This is a genomic window from Hyphomicrobium sp. (assembly GCF_020852195.1).
Taxonomy (GTDB): Bacteria; Pseudomonadota; Alphaproteobacteria; order Rhizobiales; family Hyphomicrobiaceae; genus Hyphomicrobium_C.
The window spans coordinates 24,907-42,492 of record NZ_JADZBI010000144.1 but is presented as its reverse complement, the minus strand read 5'-3'; the positions used below and the strand labels follow the sequence as shown (position 1 = coordinate 42,492).

Sequence of the window (17,586 nt, the reverse complement as noted above, 5' to 3'; positions counted from 1 at the left end):
TTCACCAGCTCCGGATGCTCGCGGATCGCCTCCGAGATCGAGCAGAAGATGACGCCGGCCTTGGCCAGCTCATCCTTGAAGGTCGTCACGACCGACACGCTGTCGAACACGGCATCGACCGCCACGCGCGCGCCCTGAACGCCTGCCAGCACCGCCTGCTCCTTGAGCGGGATGCCGAGCTTCTCGTACGTGGCGAGCAGCTCCGGATCGACCTCGTCGAGGCTCTTCGGCCCGTCTGTACCCTTCGGCGCCGCGTAGTAGTAGAGGTTCTCGAAGTCGATCTTCGGATAGCTGACCTTGGCCCAGGTCGGCTCCACCATGTTGCGCCAGCGCGCATAGGCCTCGAGCCGCCAGTCGAGCATCCACTTGGGCTCGCCCTTCTTCTCGGAGATGAAGCGGACGATGTCCTCGTTGAGGCCCTTCGGCGCCTTGATCGTCTCGATCTTGGTCTCGAAGCCGTACTTGTATTGATCGACGTCGATCTTCTTGACCTGGTCGATCGTCTCCTGAACTGCAGCCATTCACATCCACCTTTGACGTGCGGCCCGCCGAGGCCGCGACTTTTCACCGAAGCTCACGCGGCGAGCGACGCGCCGCAAATGCGTTTCCATGCGGCGACGAACGCCGCGATATCGTCTTCCGTCGTCTCCGGCCCGATGCTGACGCGTATCGCGCTTGACGCGATCTCGGGCGCAAGACCCATGGCGTTGAGCACGTGGCTCTCGCCGACCTTCCCCGACGAGCACGCCGCGCCCGCGCTGACCGCAATGCCGGCGAGGTCCATCTTGATCACCAGCGTCTCGGCCGACGCGCCGGGCAGCGCGATGGACGACGTATTGGGTAGCCGCGGCGCATCGGCGCCGACGATCACGGCCTCCGGAGTAACGTGCTTGACGTCTGCCTCGAGCCTGTCGCGCAGCGCGGCCAGCCGTGGCGCGCCGTCGAGGTCCTTGAGCGCGGCCCGGGCCGCGGCGCCGAAGCCGGCAATGGCCGCCACGTTCTCGGTTCCGGCGCGCCGGCGCTGCTCCTGCCCGCCGCCCGTGAAGAGCGGAGGAAGCGGCACGCCGCTGCCGACCACCAGTGCGCCGACACCCTTCGGTCCGCCGATCTTGTGGGCGGACAGACTGAGCGTGGACGCGCCGAGCGTCTTGAAATCGATCGCGATGCGGCCCGGCGCCTGCACCGCGTCGCAGTGGAGGCGCGCGCCGTACGCAAGCGCCTTGAGGCCGGCTGTCGCTACGTCCTGCAGCACGCCCGTCTCGTTGTTCGCCATCTGCAGCGCAACCAGCAGCCCGTTGCCGTCTCCGTCCAGCGGAATGTCGACGGCGCCGTCGCGCGCAACCGGAAGCTCAACCGCAACCGCCCCGCGCGCCGCCGCGATCTCGACGGCCGGGCCGCGAACGGAATCGTGCTCGATGCCCGCGAAGGCGATCCACTGCCACGGCGCCGAGAGCGCCCATGTGTTGGCCTCCGTCGCTCCGCTCGTGAACACCACCTCGCTCGCCTCGGCGTTGACCAGCGCCGCGATTGCCTCACGCGCCTCGTCCACGATCGCCCGCGCGCGCCGGCCCTCGGCGTGCACGGACGAGGGGTTGCCGAACACGTCCAGCGCCGCCACGACAGCCGCACGCGCCTCGGGCCGGAGTGGCGCCGTCGCGTTGTAGTCGAGGTATGTGCGGCGCGCGTTCACTGCGTCGGCCCCTCCAGGGTCGCCACGGACGGCATGACGGACGGCGCGCGCTGCGCCACGCCCGCGACCCGCGTCGAGCCGGGGAGTCCCTCGATCACGTCCTTGAGGCTGATGCCGCCGAGGAAGCTTTCGATCTGCTCGCCGAGCGCGGTCCAAAGATCGTGCGTGAGACACCGGCTCTCGCCGAGGCAGCCGGCCGACTGGTCTCCGAAGCAGCGCGTCATGCGCGTGCCCTCCTCGACCGCAGTCATCACCTCGGCCACGAAAATCTCGCCCGGCGACCGCCCGAGCTTGTAGCCGCCATGCCGGCCCCGCACGCTTTCGACCAATCCCGCGCGGCGGAGCTTCAGGAAAAGCTGCTCCAGGTAGTCGAGCGAGATGTGCTGGCGCTGCGCGATCGCCGACAGCGGAACCGAGCCGCCGTTTCCATGCTTTGCAAGGTCGGCCATGGCCATGACCGCGTAGCGGCCGCGTGTGTTGAGTTCCATTTACCGTCACCGCGTTGTTGCGCAGGCCTGGCCTGCGAGGGTGCTTACCGCTTGCATCGAACCACCCCCCGTGTGCTAAGAGACGCCTCACACGCCGGGCTGAGCCCGAAAGTCGACCGCCCGAGGGGTGGCGTTCTTTCGAATTGTTCTAAACTTGTAACCCGAATATGAAAATTCCGAGCGGGGAAATCAAGCATTCTCTTAGGCACGATCCCGTGATTTTTGGATGACGCGTGTTCACGGGCCTATGCGCCCCCGCTTCAGGCCCGGCACTCCCACGAAATTCGAACGAACAGGACCTAGATGCCCGAGCTGATCATCAATGGGCCTGCGGGCCGCATCGAAGCCCGCTACCACCACGAGCCCGCGGCCGATAGCCCGATAGCGCTTATCCTGCATCCGCACCCCCAATTTGGGGGCACGATGAACAATCAGGTCGTCTACAGCCTGTACTACACGTTCGCGCAGCGGGGTTTTTCGGTGCTGCGTTTCAACTTCCGCGGCGTCGGCCGCAGCCAAGGCTTCTGGGACGGCGGCCCGGGCGAGCTGGCGGACGCGGCCTCGGCTCTCGACTGGCTGCAGATGGTGAAGCCGGATGCGAAGTACTGCTGGATCGCCGGCGTCTCGTTCGGCACCTGGATCGCCATGCAGCTCCTGATGCGCCGTCCGGAGATCGACGGCTTCATCTGCGTCGCCCCGCCGTCCAACCTCTATGACTTCTCGTTCCTCGCGCCCTGTCCGTCCTCGGGTCTGATGCTCAACGGCGACAAGGACCGCGTCGTGCCGTCGGCGTCGGTCGCCGAGCTGACCGGCAAGCTCAAGACGCAGCGCGGCATCAAGATCGACCACGAGATCATCCCTGGCGCCAACCACTTCTTCGAGGACAAGACGCAGGAGCTCGAGGCCGTCGTCGGCCGCTACCTCGACATGCGGCTCGAGAAGGCGGTCAAGGACCGCGAGACGCAGAAGGAGCGCGAGAAGGAGCGCGAGGCGGCCCGCGAGCGGGAGCGCGAGCGTGAGCGTGAGGAAGCCGCGAGCGGCGCAGCCGAAGTCGACGAGGGCGACGACGAGTAGCGCCGTCCGGGCGCTCATCGAGAGCGCCGATCCTGGACAGCAACGCCTTGAGGCCAATGCATGAGCGGCCGTCCGCCAGCGGACGGCCGCTTCTTTTTTCGGTCGCGCGCATCGACGGCATCAGAATGCGCGCTCGTTAATCAATTTCGCGGCGCAGCGCGCGCGGAGTGATGAATTTGTGATCACAAATCAACGGGTGATCTTTTTCCTCATTGACAGCGATGTTGAGGTTCTGGAACGACTGCAGGTGATGTTGCCGTAGACGGGTGTCCGTAGGGACATTGAGGGCAATAGCGCAAACGCGGTGTGACGGTGCCGTGCATCCTCCGGAGCGGAGGGCAAGGCGCGTTTGCCGGAGGCGCGCCCGGCAAGGCAGCGTCCAAGCGAGGCCGCGTGCCGCGGTGGCGGAGCCTCGCACGATGGAGTGCCCGCGTGCCCAATGCGATAAAGACCTACGTAAGATGGGTGGATGCAGCGAGTTGGTACACGGGCCTCTTCGCCATGTACCTGATCTTCGCCCTTCTCGGCATCCTGCTCTACGCCTCCTTCATGAAGGTGTTCTTTCTCCCGTCCAACTGGACGGTGGAGATGGCGCAGTTCGTCATGGTCGCCTACTACCTGCTCGGCGGCGCCTACACGCTCCAGACCGAGGAGCATGTGCGCATGGACCTCCTCTATGGCGCTTGGCCGGTGCGCAAGAAGGCCAAGGTCGACGTCGTTACCGATCTCACGCTGATCTTCTTCCTCGCCGTCCTGCTGTTCGGGGGCGTCGCGAGCACGTATTATGCCTATGAGTACAGCGAGCGCAGCTACTCCGCCTGGCGCCCCTACATGCTGCCGATCAAGGCGGTCATGACCTTCGGCATCCTGCTCACGCTGCTGCAGGCGATCGCCATCTTCTTCAAGGACTGGGCGACGGCCAAGGGAGAGCCCCTTTCATGAGCTACGATCTGATCGCGCTCATGATGTTCTCCACGATGATGCTGCTGATGCTCACCGGGCAGCGCATCTTCGCCGTCATCGGCTTCGTCGGCGTCGCGGCCGCCATGATGCTGTGGGGCGACGGCTCGTCGAACATGGCCTTCTCGTCGGCCATGAAGCTGATGAAGTGGTACCCGATGCTGACGCTGCCCATGTTCGTGTTCATGGGCTACATGCTGGCGGAGTCGCGCATCGCCGACGACCTCTACCGCATGTTCCACGTCTGGATGGGGCCGGTGCGCGGCGGGCTTGCCGTCGGCACCATGCTGATGATGGTCATCATCTCGGCCATCAACGGCTTGAGCGTTGCCGGCCTCGCCGTCGGCGCGACGATCGCGCTGCCCGCGCTCCTCAGTCGCGGCTACGACAAGGTTATGGTCACCGGTGTGATCCAAGGAGGATCGACGCTCGGCATCCTGCTGCCGCCCTCCGTCGTGCTCGTGCTCTACGGCATGATCGCGCGTCAGCCGGTCGGCAATCTCTGGATGGCCGGTGTCTTCCCTGGCCTGCTGATGGCGACGCTCTTCATTCTCTATATCGTCATCCGTTGCTGGTGGCAGCCGAGCCTCGGCCCGCCGCTTCCGAAGGAGGAGCGCGACCAGATCACGTGGAGCGAAAAGTTCAGCCTGCTGCGTGCCGGAATCCTCCCGCTCGTCATCTTCTTCTCCATGACCGGCCTGTTCCTGACCGGCGTCACAAGCCTCGTCGAAAGCTCGGCCGTCGGTGCGCTGTCGTCCGTTCTAGCAGCGGCCCTCCGCGGCCGCCTGACATGGAAAGTGATGCACGACACGACGCGCAAGACGCTCGGCATCAGCGCCATGTTCATGTGGATCATCATGGCGGCGCTCTGCTTCGGTGCGGTGTTCGACGGCCTTGGCGCCGTGAAATCGATCGAGCGCTTCTTCCTCGCCGATCTCGGGCTCACGCCGTGGCAGGTACTGATCCTGATGCAGGTGACCTTCCTCGTCCTCGGCATGTTCCTCGACGACACGGCCATGCTCGTCATCGTGGCGCCGCTCTTCATTCCGCTCGCGGGCTCGCTCGGCTTCGATCTCGTCTGGTACGGCGTGCTCTACACGATCACTTGCCAGATCGCCTATCTGACACCGCCGTTCGGTTACAACCTGTTCCTCATGCGCGCCATGGCGCCGCCCGAGATCACGCTGCCGGACATCTATCGCTCCGTCTTTCCGTTCGTTGGAATCATGCTGGTGACGCTGGTGATCATCGGAGTGTTCCCGGAGATCGCCACGTGGCTTCCGAACTACGTCTATTCCAAGTAATCCAGAGAGGAGTTTGGACGATGACTGGTGACAAGACGAAAGTGAAGACGGGCACGAAGGCCGGCAGCCGGCGCGAGTTTCTGAAGAAGGCCGGCGCCATGACGGCCGGCGTCGCGGGCGCGACGACCATCGGTGCCCCCTACGTCAAGGCGCAGTCGACGCCCATCAAATGGCGCTTGCAGACCTACGCCGGCGCCGCGCTCGGCCCCCACGTCACCAAGCCCGCCGTCGACCACTTCAACAAGATCGCCAAGGGCGAGGCCGAGATCGAGCTCTATTACGCCGATCAGCTCGTGCCCACCGGCGAGCTGTTCCGCGCCCTGCAGGCGGGCACCATCGATGCGGTCCATTCCGACGACGACTCGATGGCGGCGCCCGTCGAGGTCGCGATCTTCGGCGGCTATTTCCCGTTCGCGACCAAGCATCTCATGGACGTGCCCGTGCTCTTCGCGCAGTACGGCCTCGGAGACATCTGGCGCGCGGAATACAAGAAGGCCGGTGGCGTCGTCTGGCTGTCCGCGTGCGGTCAGGACGCCTGCCACTTCAACACCAAGAAGGCGCTGAACACGCTCAAGGACCTGGACGGGCTTCGGCTCTACACCTTCCCGACGGCGGGGCGGTTTCTGACGCAGTTCGGTGTCGTGCCCGTGTCGATCCCCTACGAGGACGTGCAGGTCGCGGTGCAGACTGGCGAGCTCGACGGCATGGCCTGGTCCGGCATCACCGAGGACTACACCGTGGGCTGGGCGGACGTCACCGACCACTTCCTGACCAACAACATGTCGGGCGCCTGGATCGGCTCGTGGTTCGTGAACGAGAAGAAGTGGGCGGAGCTGCCTCCGCATCTGCAGCAGCTCTGGCTCGCGTCCGTGGACGCCTGCCACCACTATCGCAACTATTGGTACTGGGGCGGCGAGGCCAAGCTGCGCGCCACGGGCGACAAGCTGAAGCTGACCAGCATCCCGAACGAGGAATGGGCGACCGTCGAGGCCGCCGCTCTCAAGTTCTGGGACGAGGTGGCCGCCGAGAGCGAGGTGAAGAAAAAGGTCATCGACGTCTTCAGGGAATACAACGGGCTGCTCAAGAAGGCGGGCGGCATCTACGCCGCCGCCTAAGGTTCTCTCTCTCGCTCACTCCTCCCCATCATGGCGAAGGCATGTCTCCGACATGACGTGGGGGAGGTTGGGAGGGGAGTTCAGACGCTGGCCAGAGGGCTTCCCCTCCCTACAAGGGGGAGGGAGACCATCTTGGCCGCAGGCGCGATAGAGAGAGACCGGATGGCAGGACGCCTTGAAGGCCAGGTTGCGATCATCTCCGGCGGTGCGACCGGCATGGGCGGCGCCGCCTCGCGTCTCTTCGCGGCGGAGGGCGCCAAGGTCGCCATTGTCGACCGCAACAAGACCGCAGCCGAGGAGACCGCCGCTGCCATCGCCGCGGCGGGCGGCGAGGCTGCCGTCTTCGCCGCCGACGTCTCCGACGAGCGCCAGGTCGAGGAGGCCGTGAAAGGCGTATCTCAACGCTTCGGCACCGTGACAACGCTGTTCAATCACGCCGGCACCATCGTCATCAAACCGTTCCTCGAGACCACGCTCGACGAGTGGGAGATGCTGCACGCCGTCAACGTCCGCTCCATGTTCCTGATGACGCGAGCGGTGCTGCCGCAGATGATCGCGAACGGCGGCGGTGCCATCGTCTGCACGTCATCGATCTCCGCCGTCGCCGCGACCCCCATGGAGGTGCTCTACGACACCACCAAGGGCGCCTGCCACATGTTCGCCCGCGCCATCGCCGTCGAGTTCCGCGACCGCAACATCCGCTGCAACGCGGTCTGCCCGGGCTTTATCCGCACGCCGCACGGGCTGCGCGAGGTGGCGGAGCTGCAGGCGGCCGGCGTCGACGTGTCGGACGCTGCCATCGCCGCCCAGCAGGGCCGCATCGGCGAGCCGGAGGAGGTCGCCAAGGCAGCGCTCTTTCTCGCCAGCGACGAGGCGAGCTTCATCAACGGCGCGCACCTGTTCGTGGACAACGGCTTCACGGCGATCTGACGCGGTCTGCGCCATCGGTCCCCGTTGAAGGACGGGGCCGGCTCCGCATACCATCGCCTCCGCCGATGCGTTCGAGGCTGCGCCCGTGATCCCGACCAACAACACGATTCCCTACACGGCGAAGCCCTGGGCCACCGGGACGCTGATCGCGCTCTGCGTGGCCGCGTTCCTCTCTCAGATGACGCTCTCCGTGCCGGCGACCGATACGTTCCTCTCCGCTCACGCGCTTGTCCCCGCGCGATACACGGACGGCGCCTGGGCGGCCGCCCATGGGCTGAGCCGCTGGGACTTGACGCCGTTCCTCACCAACATGTTCCTGCACGGCGGGGTGATGCACATCCTCTCGAACCTTTGGGTGCTCTGGGTCTTCGGCCCCGCGCTCGAGGACCGGCTGGGGCCGGGGCGCTTTCTGGCGCTGTACCTGGTCTCGGGCCTGGCCGCCTCGGCCCTGCATTTCGTGTTCAACGTCTCGTCGCCTGTGCCGGCGCTCGGTGCGTCGGGCGCCATCGCCGGCGTCATCGCCGCTTACGCCCGCCGCTTCCCCTACGCCTGGGTCAACATCCTGCAGCCGATCGTCGTCGTGCCTGTATTCTTCATGATGCCCGCGCTGGTCTTCGCCGGCCTCTGGTTCCTGACCCAGCTCATGCAGGCGGCCGGCTCCCTCGCGCTTCCGGCGGGCGCGGGCGGCATTGCCTGGTGGGCGCACATCGGCGGCTTCGTCGCCGGGTGGCTGCTGCTTCCGCGCACGGCGCCGCCTGCCAACCCGCTGGAGGACGCCACGGCGGCGACCCGCTCGGCGCTCTGGCCGTGGACCGTCTGGATGCGCTGGCTGTCGTGGTGGTTGCGACGCTAGCGGGATCGCGGCCGCAATCCTGTCGCGCTTTGTAAGGGACTTGTAAGGCCCGGTCCCCCTGCGCGGCGATTACAACGCTACAATGACAATATGACAGCGGGGACTCCGTCATGCGGGAGCAACTGGGCGTGACCGCGGCTTGGCATGTGACCACCGCAACGCGGGTTCTGCGGCTGACCCCACCCTGGGTGCCATTTGTCCCCGCGGCTGCCGTGCTTGTCATTCTATGGCTGAGCACGATCCCGTCCGTCGCACCCTACCTCGACAAGGAGCGCGCCGAGCTCATCTCTCCAGTCATCCTGGCCATCGGTGTCGTTGTGGGCGCGTGGCTGGCGGCCGTGCGCCCGCAAATCTACTTCAAATGGCTGGCCGTGTTTTTGCTCTGCCTGTTCCTGCGCGAGCTGCATTTCCAGGGCACCAACACCGCCTTCTACATCGCATTGGTCATACTGATCTGGTGGGCCTCCCGCGCGCGAGAGCGTCTGGAGCCCTTTATCTCCAACCGAACGATCGTGGCGCTGCTGATGACGGCGCTCTGGACCTACTTCGTCTCCAAGACCTTCGATCGCCACCTCTGGGATGGCCTCATGACAGGCACCCTGACGCGCGACCTGTTCGAGGAGAACCTCGAGGTCATGGGTCACGTTCTCTTCGTGGCGCTTGTCATCGTCTCGGCGTTCGTGGACGGCACGTTTCCCGCGCATCCGCCGCGCGATTGAGGTGCCGCCTCGCTGCTACGACGCCTTTGCATTGCTCGCGAAGGGGAGCGTGACGACCTTGACGAGCAAGGCCGTGAGGGCGCCGGCAACGACGCCGACCACGGCCGCCCCGAGCGCGCCGGCGATCCAGGCGAGCGCATCGCTGACGACGGGAACCGCGCTCCGCACCGCCTCGGAAACATCGTGGATCCAATGCTCAGGCCCGGCGATCCCGTACTCCGCCAGCCCGTGCACGAGGATGCCGCCGCCAACCCACAGCATGGCGATCGTGCCGACTACGCTCAGCACCTGCAGGAACGGCGGCATGCCGTAGACCAGCGCCCGGCCGATAGGCCCCGAGACCGGCCCGCCGCGCTGCGCGAGCGCGACTCCGAAGTCGTCGGCCTTCACGATCAGCGCCACTGCGCCATAGACCGCCGCCGTGACGAGCAGGGCAACGGTCGCCAGCACGAGCGCCTTGGTCGTGAGGTCGGGCGCCGTGATGTTGGCGAGCGCGATGGCCATGATCTCCGCCGACAGGATGAAGTCCGTGCGGATGGCGCCGGCGACGCGCTGGTCCTCGAGCTGCTGCGCATCGAGTCCGCCTGCCACCGTCACGATGGTGGCAGGTTTCGTATGCGTCACCCAATGCAGAACCTTCTCGAACCCCTCGTAGGCCAGATAGAGGCCGCCGAGCATCAGGAGCGGCGTGATCGCCTGGGGCAGGAAGACGGTAAGTAGCAGCGCCACCGGCAGCAGGAACAGGATCTTGTTCTTGAGCGAGCCGAGCGCGATACGGCCGACGATGGGAAGCTCGCGCGCAGCCGCCAGCCCCGTGACGTAGCGCGGGGTCACGGCCGCGTCGTCGACCACCACCCCGGCCGTCTTGGCGCCGACCTTGACCGCCTGCGCCGCCGCGTCGTCGATCGTCGCGGCCGCGACCTTCGCCAGCGCCACCACGTCGTCCAGCAATGCCAGAAGGCCGCTCATCGTCTTGATCCCCCGTCGCGAATTTTCGTCCTGAACCAGGTCAGATTGGCCTGATCCGCGACGCCGGCGCAAGGCTTGCGAAGCCTGAAGGGCGCCCGCCCGGGCAGGAGACGTGGCGACGCGATCTTCATCTCGTCCCGCCGGGAAACCATTGCGCCCTGCTAGAGGCGCGTCGTGCGGTGGCCTCCTGCGAGTTGCGCCATGGCACGAGGATTCTGCCGGTGTGGCGTTTGTGAAGGCTGGCGTGGATCCCGGCCTTCGCCGGGATGACGTCAATAAGGTGGCCGACGACATCCACATAACAGCCGTCATCCCGACGAAGGTCGGGACCCACGCAAGTTTCCGCTTGCTCGACGTCAAAGGGCTTCGACCGACTGCTCCAAGCGGCTGTCCCCAATTTCGGAAAGGCGCTAGGAGCTGCCGTCTGCGACCACGCCGCCGGTCAGCGCCTCGGCGACGCCGGTCGTGCCCGGAAACGTGATCGGCAGCCCGAGCCGCGCGCGCACGGCGAGGAACGCCCACGCCTCAGCCTCGACGCTGTCGCCGTCGATGTCGAACGCCTCGGCCGGCTGCACCGGCGCGCCGACCCGCTCTGCGATCATGGCCATCAGCGTCGCGTTCCGTCTTCCCCCGCCGGACGCGACCCAGAGCGCCGGCGCTTCCGGGAAATGCGCGCGCGCAGCCGCCACCGCCGCAGCCGAGAAGGCGGTGAGCGTCGCCGCGCCGTCCTCCGGCGAGAGGCCCGCCACCGGCCCGAGATCGAACGCGTTGCGATCGAGCGACTTCGGCGGCGGCGCCGCGAAGTAGGGATGCGCGAGCCAGTCAGTGACGATGTCCTCGTGCACCGTTCCGGAGGCTGCGATCTCTCCGCCTGCGTCGTAAGGCTGTCCGAGCTTGGCCTTGCACCAGTCGTCGATCATCGCCGACGCCGGCCCGGTGTCGAAGGCGAGCAGCGTTCCGTCGCGGTCGATCCAAGTCACGTTGGCGACGCCGCCGAGGTTGAGGATCACGAGCGGACGCTCGGGGATCTCGGCCGCGAGCGCGCGATGATAGGCCGGCGCCAGCGGCGCGCCTTGCCCTCCTGCCGCGACGTCGGCCGCGCGCAGGTCGTAGACCACCGGCCGGCCGAGACGGCGCGCGAGCAGCGGCCCGTCGCCGAGCTGCACCGTCAGCCCCGCCTCGGGCCGATGCAACACGGTCTGCCCATGGAAGCCGACGAGATCGATGCTGTCGAGGGCGATTTGGTGGTCCTGCAGATAGTGCCCCACCGCCTCCGCGTGCAGCTCCGTCAGATATTGCTCGATGAGCGCGAGCCGGCCCGGCCGCGCGACGCGGTCCCGGAGCTGGGCTGCGTCCTGAAGCCCGGCGGCGAGCTTCTCGCGGAAGGCGTCCGAGTAGGGGTAGGTGGCGGCAAAGCCCCGCCGCAGCACGCGCTCCCCGTCCGTTTCGATGACCGCCACATCGATGCCGTCGAGCGAGGTGCCGCTCATCAACCCCAGGGCCCGCCAGACCTCGCCCTCTCGCTTGCTCACCCGCCCCTCCTCATGCATGTTCCTGCCCGAAACGGCGCCGCCGCCCGAGCCTGCGGCGCAGCGAAAGGTCCTTCCAGCCCATCATGACGAATTTCCGATCCGACTTTCTCAAGATCCTGACCGAGCGCGGCTTTATCCACCAGTGCTCCGACCCGCAAGGCGTCGACGGCCTCGCCGCCGCCGGCAAAGTCGTGGCCTACGTCGGCTACGACTGCACGGCGCCCTCGCTGCACATCGGCCATCTGCTCTCGATTATGATGCTGCACTGGCTGCAGAAAACGGGTGCGGGCAGGCCGATCGCGCTGATGGGCGGCGGCACCACCCGGGTCGGCGACCCGTCCGGCCGCGACGAGACGCGCAGGATCCTGACCCTCGAGACGATCGAGGACAACAAGAACCAGATCAAGACGGTCTTCTCGAAGTTCCTCGCCTTCGGCGACGGCGGGCACGATGCGCTCATGCTCGACAACGCCGAGTGGCTGGCCAAGCTCAACTACATCGAGTTCCTGCGCGACGTCGGCCGGCACATGTCGGTGAATCGCATGCTGTCGATGGACTCCGTCAAGCTGCGCCTCGAACGCGACCAGGAGCTCTCTTTCATCGAGTTCAACTACGTGCTGCTGCAGGCCTACGACTTCGCGGAGTTGGCACGGCGCTACGGCTGCAACCTGCAGATGGGCGGCTCCGACCAGTGGGGCAACATCGTCACCGGCATCGATCTCGGCCGGCGCATGGGCGTCGCGCACCAGCTCTACGCGCTCACCTGCCCGCTGCTGACCACCGCCTCCGGCGCCAAGATGGGCAAGACCGCCTCCGGCGCCGTGTGGCTCAACGAGGCCCAGCTCTCCGCCTACGACTACTGGCAATACTGGCGCAACACCGAGGACGCCGACGTGGCGCGCTTCCTGAAGCTCTTCACCACGCTTCCCCTCGACGAGGTGGCGCGGCTCGCCGCGCTCGAGGGCGCCGAGATCAACGAGGCCAAGAAGGTGCTGGCTACCGAGGCGACGGCGCTCGTGCACGGCCGCGAGAAGGCCGAGGCGGCAGCCGAGACGGCGAAGCGGACGTTCGAGCAGGGCGCGCTCGCCGAGGGCCTGCCGACCGTCGAGATCGGCGGCGCCGGCCTCAAATCGGGCCTCGGCCTCCTGAGCCTGTTCGTCGAGGCTGGTCTCGTGGCTTCCACGAGCGAGGCGCGGCGTCAGATCAAGGGCGGTGGTCGCAAGGTCAACGATCAGCTCGTGACCGACGAGAAGGCCAAGCTCTCGGAAAGCGACCTGACGGCCGAGGGTGTCATCAAGCTGTCGCTCGGCAAGAAGAAGCACGTTCTCCTGAAGCCGGTGTGAGGCCAGCATCGGCGAAGTCGCTCCGCAGTGCCTCTCTCCTACTTCTTCTTGCCCTTGCCGGCTGGCGTCGTCTCCGAGGACCATCCGTCGATGGTGCCGATGGGCGAGTTGTCCTCGCGTGATGTGCTCGAGGCGCGCACGCGCTTCTCGGCCGGCGCGCGTTGGGAATCGCGCGGCGCCTGGACCTGCGGATTTGGGCTGGTCATCTCCATGATCGTGCGCAGGATGCCGGGCGTGAACATCGACAGCGGATTGACGAGCACCTGCGGCGACGCCATCGGCCCCTGGATGGCATAGGTGATTCCGAACACGCCCTGGCAGTCGAAGCCGGATACGATCGGCCCGAACAGCGGGATCTCGCACAGCGCGCTGTTAATGCCCTGCAGCGGCACGTAGGTTCCGCCGAGGCTGAGCCGCCGGTTATTGTAGTCCACCTTGCCGCGGATCGAGGCGCCAAGCAGGGGGCCGCGCAGGTAGGAATCGTCGAGCACGAACTGCCCGTGCCCGACCGAGAACGGCGCCTTCATGCGCTGGAACTCGAACACCTCGCGCTCGACCTTGCGCTTGCGGCCGGGAGCGGTCGATGCGCTCTCCGAGCTGCTCTCAACGCTCGAGTACACTTCCGAGATGACCGGATCGCCGAGCACGCGGAAGTCCTCGACCCATAGGGTGCCGCTCTTCTCGGCCGCGCCCCGTCCCTCGAGGTCGACCTCGAGCCTGAGTCGGCCCCCCTGCATGTTGGGGTAGAAGCCGACCAGCTTGAGCGCCTGCCCGGCGTCCGTCGAATCCGCGTAGAGCTTGCGCGGGCCGTCGGAGCTCAGATGCACCGTGAGCGGCTTGCCGCCGTCGAGCATGCCCTCGGCGGCCACGGCGACGAGCTCGTCGCCGCGCTCCGAGACTTTCGTCTTGTAGCCGCGGAGCGAGACGTCCGAATGGCCGAGCACGGTGCCGATCTCGGCCGTGAGGTCCACGCCCGCCGCCGGATGCAGCGGCTTGATCTGGGTGTCCCCGGTATTGCCGAGCGAGAGCATCGACCGGAACAGGTCCTTGGCGTCGAAGGTCGAGCCCTTGGCCGAGATCTTCCAGACGCGATCCGCGTTAAGCTTGCCGGTCACCGCGAGGCGCGAGACCACGTTGATCGAGAAGTTGGGAAACGAGAACTCGTTGACCTCGCGGCGGCCGTCGACCGTGAGCCATCCGTCGACGGCGACGTTGTCGCCGACCAGGCGGAAGTTCTGAAGTTTGATCTTCTCCGGATCCGCGGAGTCGACGTCGAACTCGACCGATGCGACGCGGCCCGGGGATTTCCTCCATGCAAGGCTGGGGAACAGAAGCTCGGCGTTGGTGAGATCGCCGCGCACGCGGATCTCCGACGGCGCGTCCGGCTTTGGCGTCACCGTCACCTCGATCGGCACGTCGCCCTGCACCAGGTGATTGACGTCGAGGCCGAGCTGCGTGCGGTCGGAGTTGTCGAGCGTCGCCGAAAGCCGGATCGGCGGCTGCATCTCGGGCGGCGCATCGAGGATGCGGTGCATTTGCAGCTTCGCGAGCACGCCGTTGACGATCATGTCGCCCTTGGCGATCACGCCGATGTCGGAGACGTTGATTTCGATCGTCCCGCCTTGCAGGTCGATGCGGTGCTCCTTGCTCTTGCCCTTGAGGTCGGTGATGCGTGCCTTGCCTTCGGCCTTCACCACGCTGGCCGAGCCGATGAGCGGCATCGCGATCTTGATATCGCCATCGACCTTGCCGTCGATGCCCTCGATGGGCAGCGGCCCCTGGCCGGCGAGATGCAGCTCGCTGTTGTTGAGGGTCTCGATCAGGGCCGATAGCGAGGTTTGTGACTCGAGCGCCAGCTCTGCGATCGGTGCCTCGTGCGTGACGTCGACGACAGTGAAGCGCACGCCCTTGAGCGGAAGCCGGCGAGTCGGGCTGGCGATGATGGACGCTTGGGGCACCGTAACCTCGAGCGAGCTGTTCTCGAGGCGGATCGTGGCCTCCGCCGCCTCCATGGGCAGGCTCTTGGGCAGCGGATGCATCCTGAGGTCGGCAACGTCTATCCGCCCCGAGAGGCGCTCCGGTCCTGTGGCGGGAGGCGCGCCGTCGATGCCTTGCTCGGTCTCGAGGAAGCGGCCCGAGAGGAGCTTGAAGGAAGCCGATTTCAGGCTCGCCTGCTCCACTTGCGCTCCGACCCAGTCGCGCGCGGTGGGCGCCGCCGCACGCGGCCAGAGGGCTTTGAGGGTCGCGAGCGGCATCGGCGAGATCGCGGCTTCGAGGCGCGTGCTTGGCGTGCCGTGGCCGGTGATCACCTCGCCGTTGGCGGTCACCTCGCCGCCGCCCGCCTTGAGCGAGAGCCCGGCGAGTTGCACGAGCCCTTCGCTCGGGATGATGCGCCCCGTCGCCGTGAAGCCGTCGATCGCAATGGGCGCTACGCCGAACTCCTCCGCGGAGACCACGCCGTCGACCGACTGCAGTCCGAAATGCCACTGCGGCGCGCCGCCCTCCGCGGGATCGCTCGTCACCGCGCCTTCGAGCGTGATGCGGCTGCCGCCCCAGTCGAGCGTCGAGGGCGCGAGCGTGAGCCGACGCGTCTCGGCGTCGTAGAGCATCGACAACCGGCCGCTGTCGATGAGCACGGGCGTGTCGGAGAGCGAAGGCAGGCGCATGAAGCCGCGGCCCAGGTCGGCGGCAAGGTTGGCGGTCTTGAGGTCGCCCGCGTTCGAGAGGTCGAGGGCGAACTCGCCGCTCACCGGGGCGTCGAGCATAGCGAGCAGGCCGAGCGCCGGCGAGATCTTCGCCAGTGTGCTCGGCACGAAGTCGCGCACCGTTGTCGTTACCTTGAGGACGTTCCCGCGGTCGGACTCGTCGGCGTGGAACGTGAGCGACCATGGGCCCTTGTCGGAGGCGATCGTCGCCGTCCCGGAGATCACGCTCCGCCGCTTCATATGCGCGAGGTCGACGGACGCCTCCGGCACGCTGATATGCGTGGTCTGCCCGTCATAGGTGACGGAGACGGTCGCATTGCGCAGGCCGAACTCCCTGAGCTGGGAGGAGCCGCCCTCGCGTCGCGCGCGCGCCGAGCTTTCGGCGAGAATGCGCGCCACGTCGATGCGATGGAACGATGGGGGTGCCGCCCCGGCGTCAGCCCCGGGAGGTCGCGCCGGCGTAGGCCGCGGTGGGATGATGGGCTGCTCGCCGGGCGGACCCTCGGGTGCACCGGCATTCGAGATGCTGAGCGAGAAGCCCTGTGCTGCGCTGTAGGTGACGGCGAGGCTAGGCTCGATGAGAAACACCCGCTCCGGCCGCGCATCGAGCGTCCACAGCGCGCGCCTGTTGAGCTCCACCGCTGCCATCGGTGCCGAGGCGACCAGGTCGCCGTCCGCCTCGCTGAGGCGTAGGTTGATGAGGCGCAGCTCGACCGTGTAGTCCTCCGCGAGCGTGAGCACCGCGTCCTCGATGGCGGCGCGGAACCCGTCGAGCTCCGCGTTGATGCTGGCCTCGATGCGCTCACTGAAGCTCTTGAGCGATACCGGCCCGTGCAGCAGGCGGACGTAGACGATGGCGGCGGCGATGAGCGACAGCAGCACCACCGGCCCGAGAATGAACGCCGCAAGATGAGCGACCTTGAGGAGACGCTGGCGCACAGGGCGCTGCGGCCGCGGGGCGGGGTTGCGCAAGGCCGTGTAAGGCAGCTCGCCGGGAGACCTCGGAGGCACCGGCCGTGCCCGCGTATTGCCGGAGCGGTGTGTCGTCATCCCCAAAACGTTCTCCGGCCGAGGTGAAGGAACCAGGTCATCGGGCCGGGGAGGTCACAGGCTTGGAGGCCGCATGAAGCTGCCGGAACCTTCGAAGCCGTGCCAACTCCTTGTCGGCCCGATCACGCCCGATTGCAGGTGGCGCCGAGGCTCGGGACGACCCTCTAACCTCCGAGAGTGACGAGACGGCGGCCCCCGGATCGTTGAACGTCGTATTAATGCACCTCGCGGCCCGGTCCAGCGCCTGCGACACCGACGCTGGGGAAGACCGCGTGCCCCCTAATCCAACGGCCGGATCAGGCTCACCAAAAGCGACGAAAGAAAGGCATAGCGCCATGCTGAGAGAGGGAGATCGCGCCCCATTGTTCGACCTGCCGTCAGACGGTGGAGATCGGGTCGGCTTGAAGGCCCTGCGCGGCCGCTGGGTGGTCCTCTACTTCTACCCCAAGGACGATACCGAGGGGTGCACCATCGAGGCCAAGGAGTTCAGCGCCCTGGCCGGCGCCTTTGCGCGTGCCGGGGCGGAAGTCATCGGCATTTCGCCGGACAGCCCGAAAAGCCACGACAAGTTCAAGTGCAAGCATGAGCTGGATCTGCGCCTAGTCTCCGACGAGGACAAGGCGGTGGCCGAGGCCTACGGCGTCTGGGTCGAGAAAACCATGTACGGGCGCAAGTTCATGGGCGTCGAGCGGGCAACCTTCCTGATCTCGCCGAAGGGGCGCATCGAACGCATCTGGCGCAAGGTGGCTCCGAAAGGACACGCGGAAGCGGTGCTGGCCGAGCTGGCCGAAAGGGATAGCTCAGCGTAATGAGGAAGTTCCGGCCGGGAGCGAAGGATCTTTACCAAGATGCAG

At 66.8% G+C, this 17,586-nt stretch carries 14 protein-coding genes and 1 pseudogene; 9 read left to right on the top strand and 6 right to left on the bottom strand.

The genetic code is table 11. From position 1 onward, the window contains the following. The 3 genes and pseudogenes from IT540_RS12310 to IT540_RS12300 all read right to left on the bottom strand — a co-directional run. Window positions 1–521: pseudogene (locus IT540_RS12310) on the bottom strand (Fe-S cluster assembly protein SufB); the annotation flags it as partial. Window positions 522–574: 53 nt separating this feature from the next. Further along, window positions 575–1,690, bottom strand: coding sequence for a cysteine desulfurase family protein (locus IT540_RS12305; RefSeq protein WP_291178022.1), 1,116 nt, complete (start codon window positions 1,688–1,690; stop codon window positions 575–577). Next, complete coding sequence (locus IT540_RS12300) at window positions 1,687–2,178, bottom strand: Rrf2 family transcriptional regulator (protein ID WP_291178019.1); 492 nt, start codon at window positions 2,176–2,178, stop codon at window positions 1,687–1,689. The genes IT540_RS12305 and IT540_RS12300 overlap by 4 nt, the downstream gene beginning before the upstream one ends. Window positions 2,179–2,481: 303 nt before the next feature. Here IT540_RS12300 and IT540_RS12295 point away from each other — a divergent pair, with 303 nt between their 5' ends. The 7 genes from IT540_RS12295 to IT540_RS12265 all read left to right on the top strand — a co-directional run bounded on the left by IT540_RS12295 (window position 2,482) and on the right by IT540_RS12265 (window position 9,133). After that, the gene (locus IT540_RS12295; RefSeq protein WP_291178016.1) at window positions 2,482–3,252 is read left to right on the top strand and encodes an alpha/beta hydrolase; all 771 of its coding nucleotides are present in this window, start codon (window positions 2,482–2,484) and stop codon (window positions 3,250–3,252) included. A gap of 432 nt (window positions 3,253–3,684) precedes the next feature. Further along, window positions 3,685–4,194, top strand: coding sequence for a TRAP transporter small permease subunit (locus IT540_RS12290; RefSeq protein WP_291178013.1), 510 nt, complete (start codon window positions 3,685–3,687; stop codon window positions 4,192–4,194). After that, window positions 4,191–5,516 (top strand): TRAP transporter large permease subunit, encoded by a 1,326-nt coding sequence (locus IT540_RS12285; protein ID WP_291178011.1) that lies wholly within the window; start codon window positions 4,191–4,193, stop codon window positions 5,514–5,516. The genes IT540_RS12290 and IT540_RS12285 overlap by 4 nt, the downstream gene beginning before the upstream one ends. A 20-nt stretch (window positions 5,517–5,536) precedes the next feature. Further along, entirely contained in the window at window positions 5,537–6,631 is a 1,095-nt protein-coding gene (locus tag IT540_RS12280; protein ID WP_291178007.1) for a TRAP transporter substrate-binding protein, read from the top strand. Between the two features lie 162 nt (window positions 6,632–6,793). Then, window positions 6,794–7,561: an SDR family oxidoreductase gene (locus IT540_RS12275; protein WP_291178004.1), complete on the top strand. Its 768-nt coding sequence runs from the start codon at window positions 6,794–6,796 to the stop codon at window positions 7,559–7,561. Between the two features lie 85 nt (window positions 7,562–7,646). Further along, window positions 7,647–8,414 carry a rhomboid family intramembrane serine protease gene (locus IT540_RS12270; protein ID WP_291178001.1) on the top strand — a complete coding sequence of 256 codons (768 nt, stop codon included), beginning with the start codon at window positions 7,647–7,649 and terminating at the stop codon, window positions 8,412–8,414. A gap of 110 nt (window positions 8,415–8,524) precedes the next feature. Further along, window positions 8,525–9,133, top strand: coding sequence for a hypothetical protein (locus tag IT540_RS12265; protein WP_291177998.1), 609 nt, complete (start codon window positions 8,525–8,527; stop codon window positions 9,131–9,133). Window positions 9,134–9,148: 15 nt separating this feature from the next. On the opposite strand, the gene IT540_RS12260 is transcribed toward IT540_RS12265, so the two are convergent. Continuing rightward, the gene (locus IT540_RS12260; protein WP_291177995.1) at window positions 9,149–10,102 is read right to left on the bottom strand and encodes a DUF808 domain-containing protein; all 954 of its coding nucleotides are present in this window, start codon (window positions 10,100–10,102) and stop codon (window positions 9,149–9,151) included. A gap of 410 nt (window positions 10,103–10,512) precedes the next feature. After that, window positions 10,513–11,634 (bottom strand): anhydro-N-acetylmuramic acid kinase, encoded by a 1,122-nt coding sequence (locus tag IT540_RS12255; RefSeq protein ID WP_366029794.1) that lies wholly within the window; start codon window positions 11,632–11,634, stop codon window positions 10,513–10,515. Between the two features lie 83 nt (window positions 11,635–11,717). Between IT540_RS12255 and tyrS the strand changes: the two genes are divergently transcribed. Beyond that, window positions 11,718–12,977: a tyrosine--tRNA ligase gene (gene tyrS, locus IT540_RS12250; protein ID WP_291177990.1), complete on the top strand. Its 1,260-nt coding sequence runs from the start codon at window positions 11,718–11,720 to the stop codon at window positions 12,975–12,977. 38 nt (window positions 12,978–13,015) lie between these two features. Here tyrS and IT540_RS12245 read toward each other — a convergent pair whose 3' ends face one another. Beyond that, window positions 13,016–16,732 (bottom strand): AsmA-like C-terminal region-containing protein, encoded by a 3,717-nt coding sequence (locus IT540_RS12245; protein ID WP_291177987.1) that lies wholly within the window; start codon window positions 16,730–16,732, stop codon window positions 13,016–13,018. A gap of 335 nt (window positions 16,733–17,067) precedes the next feature. Between IT540_RS12245 and IT540_RS12240 the strand changes: the two genes are divergently transcribed. Continuing rightward, window positions 17,068–17,541, top strand: a complete 474-nt coding sequence (locus IT540_RS12240; protein ID WP_291177983.1) for a peroxiredoxin — start codon at window positions 17,068–17,070, stop codon at window positions 17,539–17,541. Window positions 17,542–17,586: the final 45 nt, after the last annotated feature.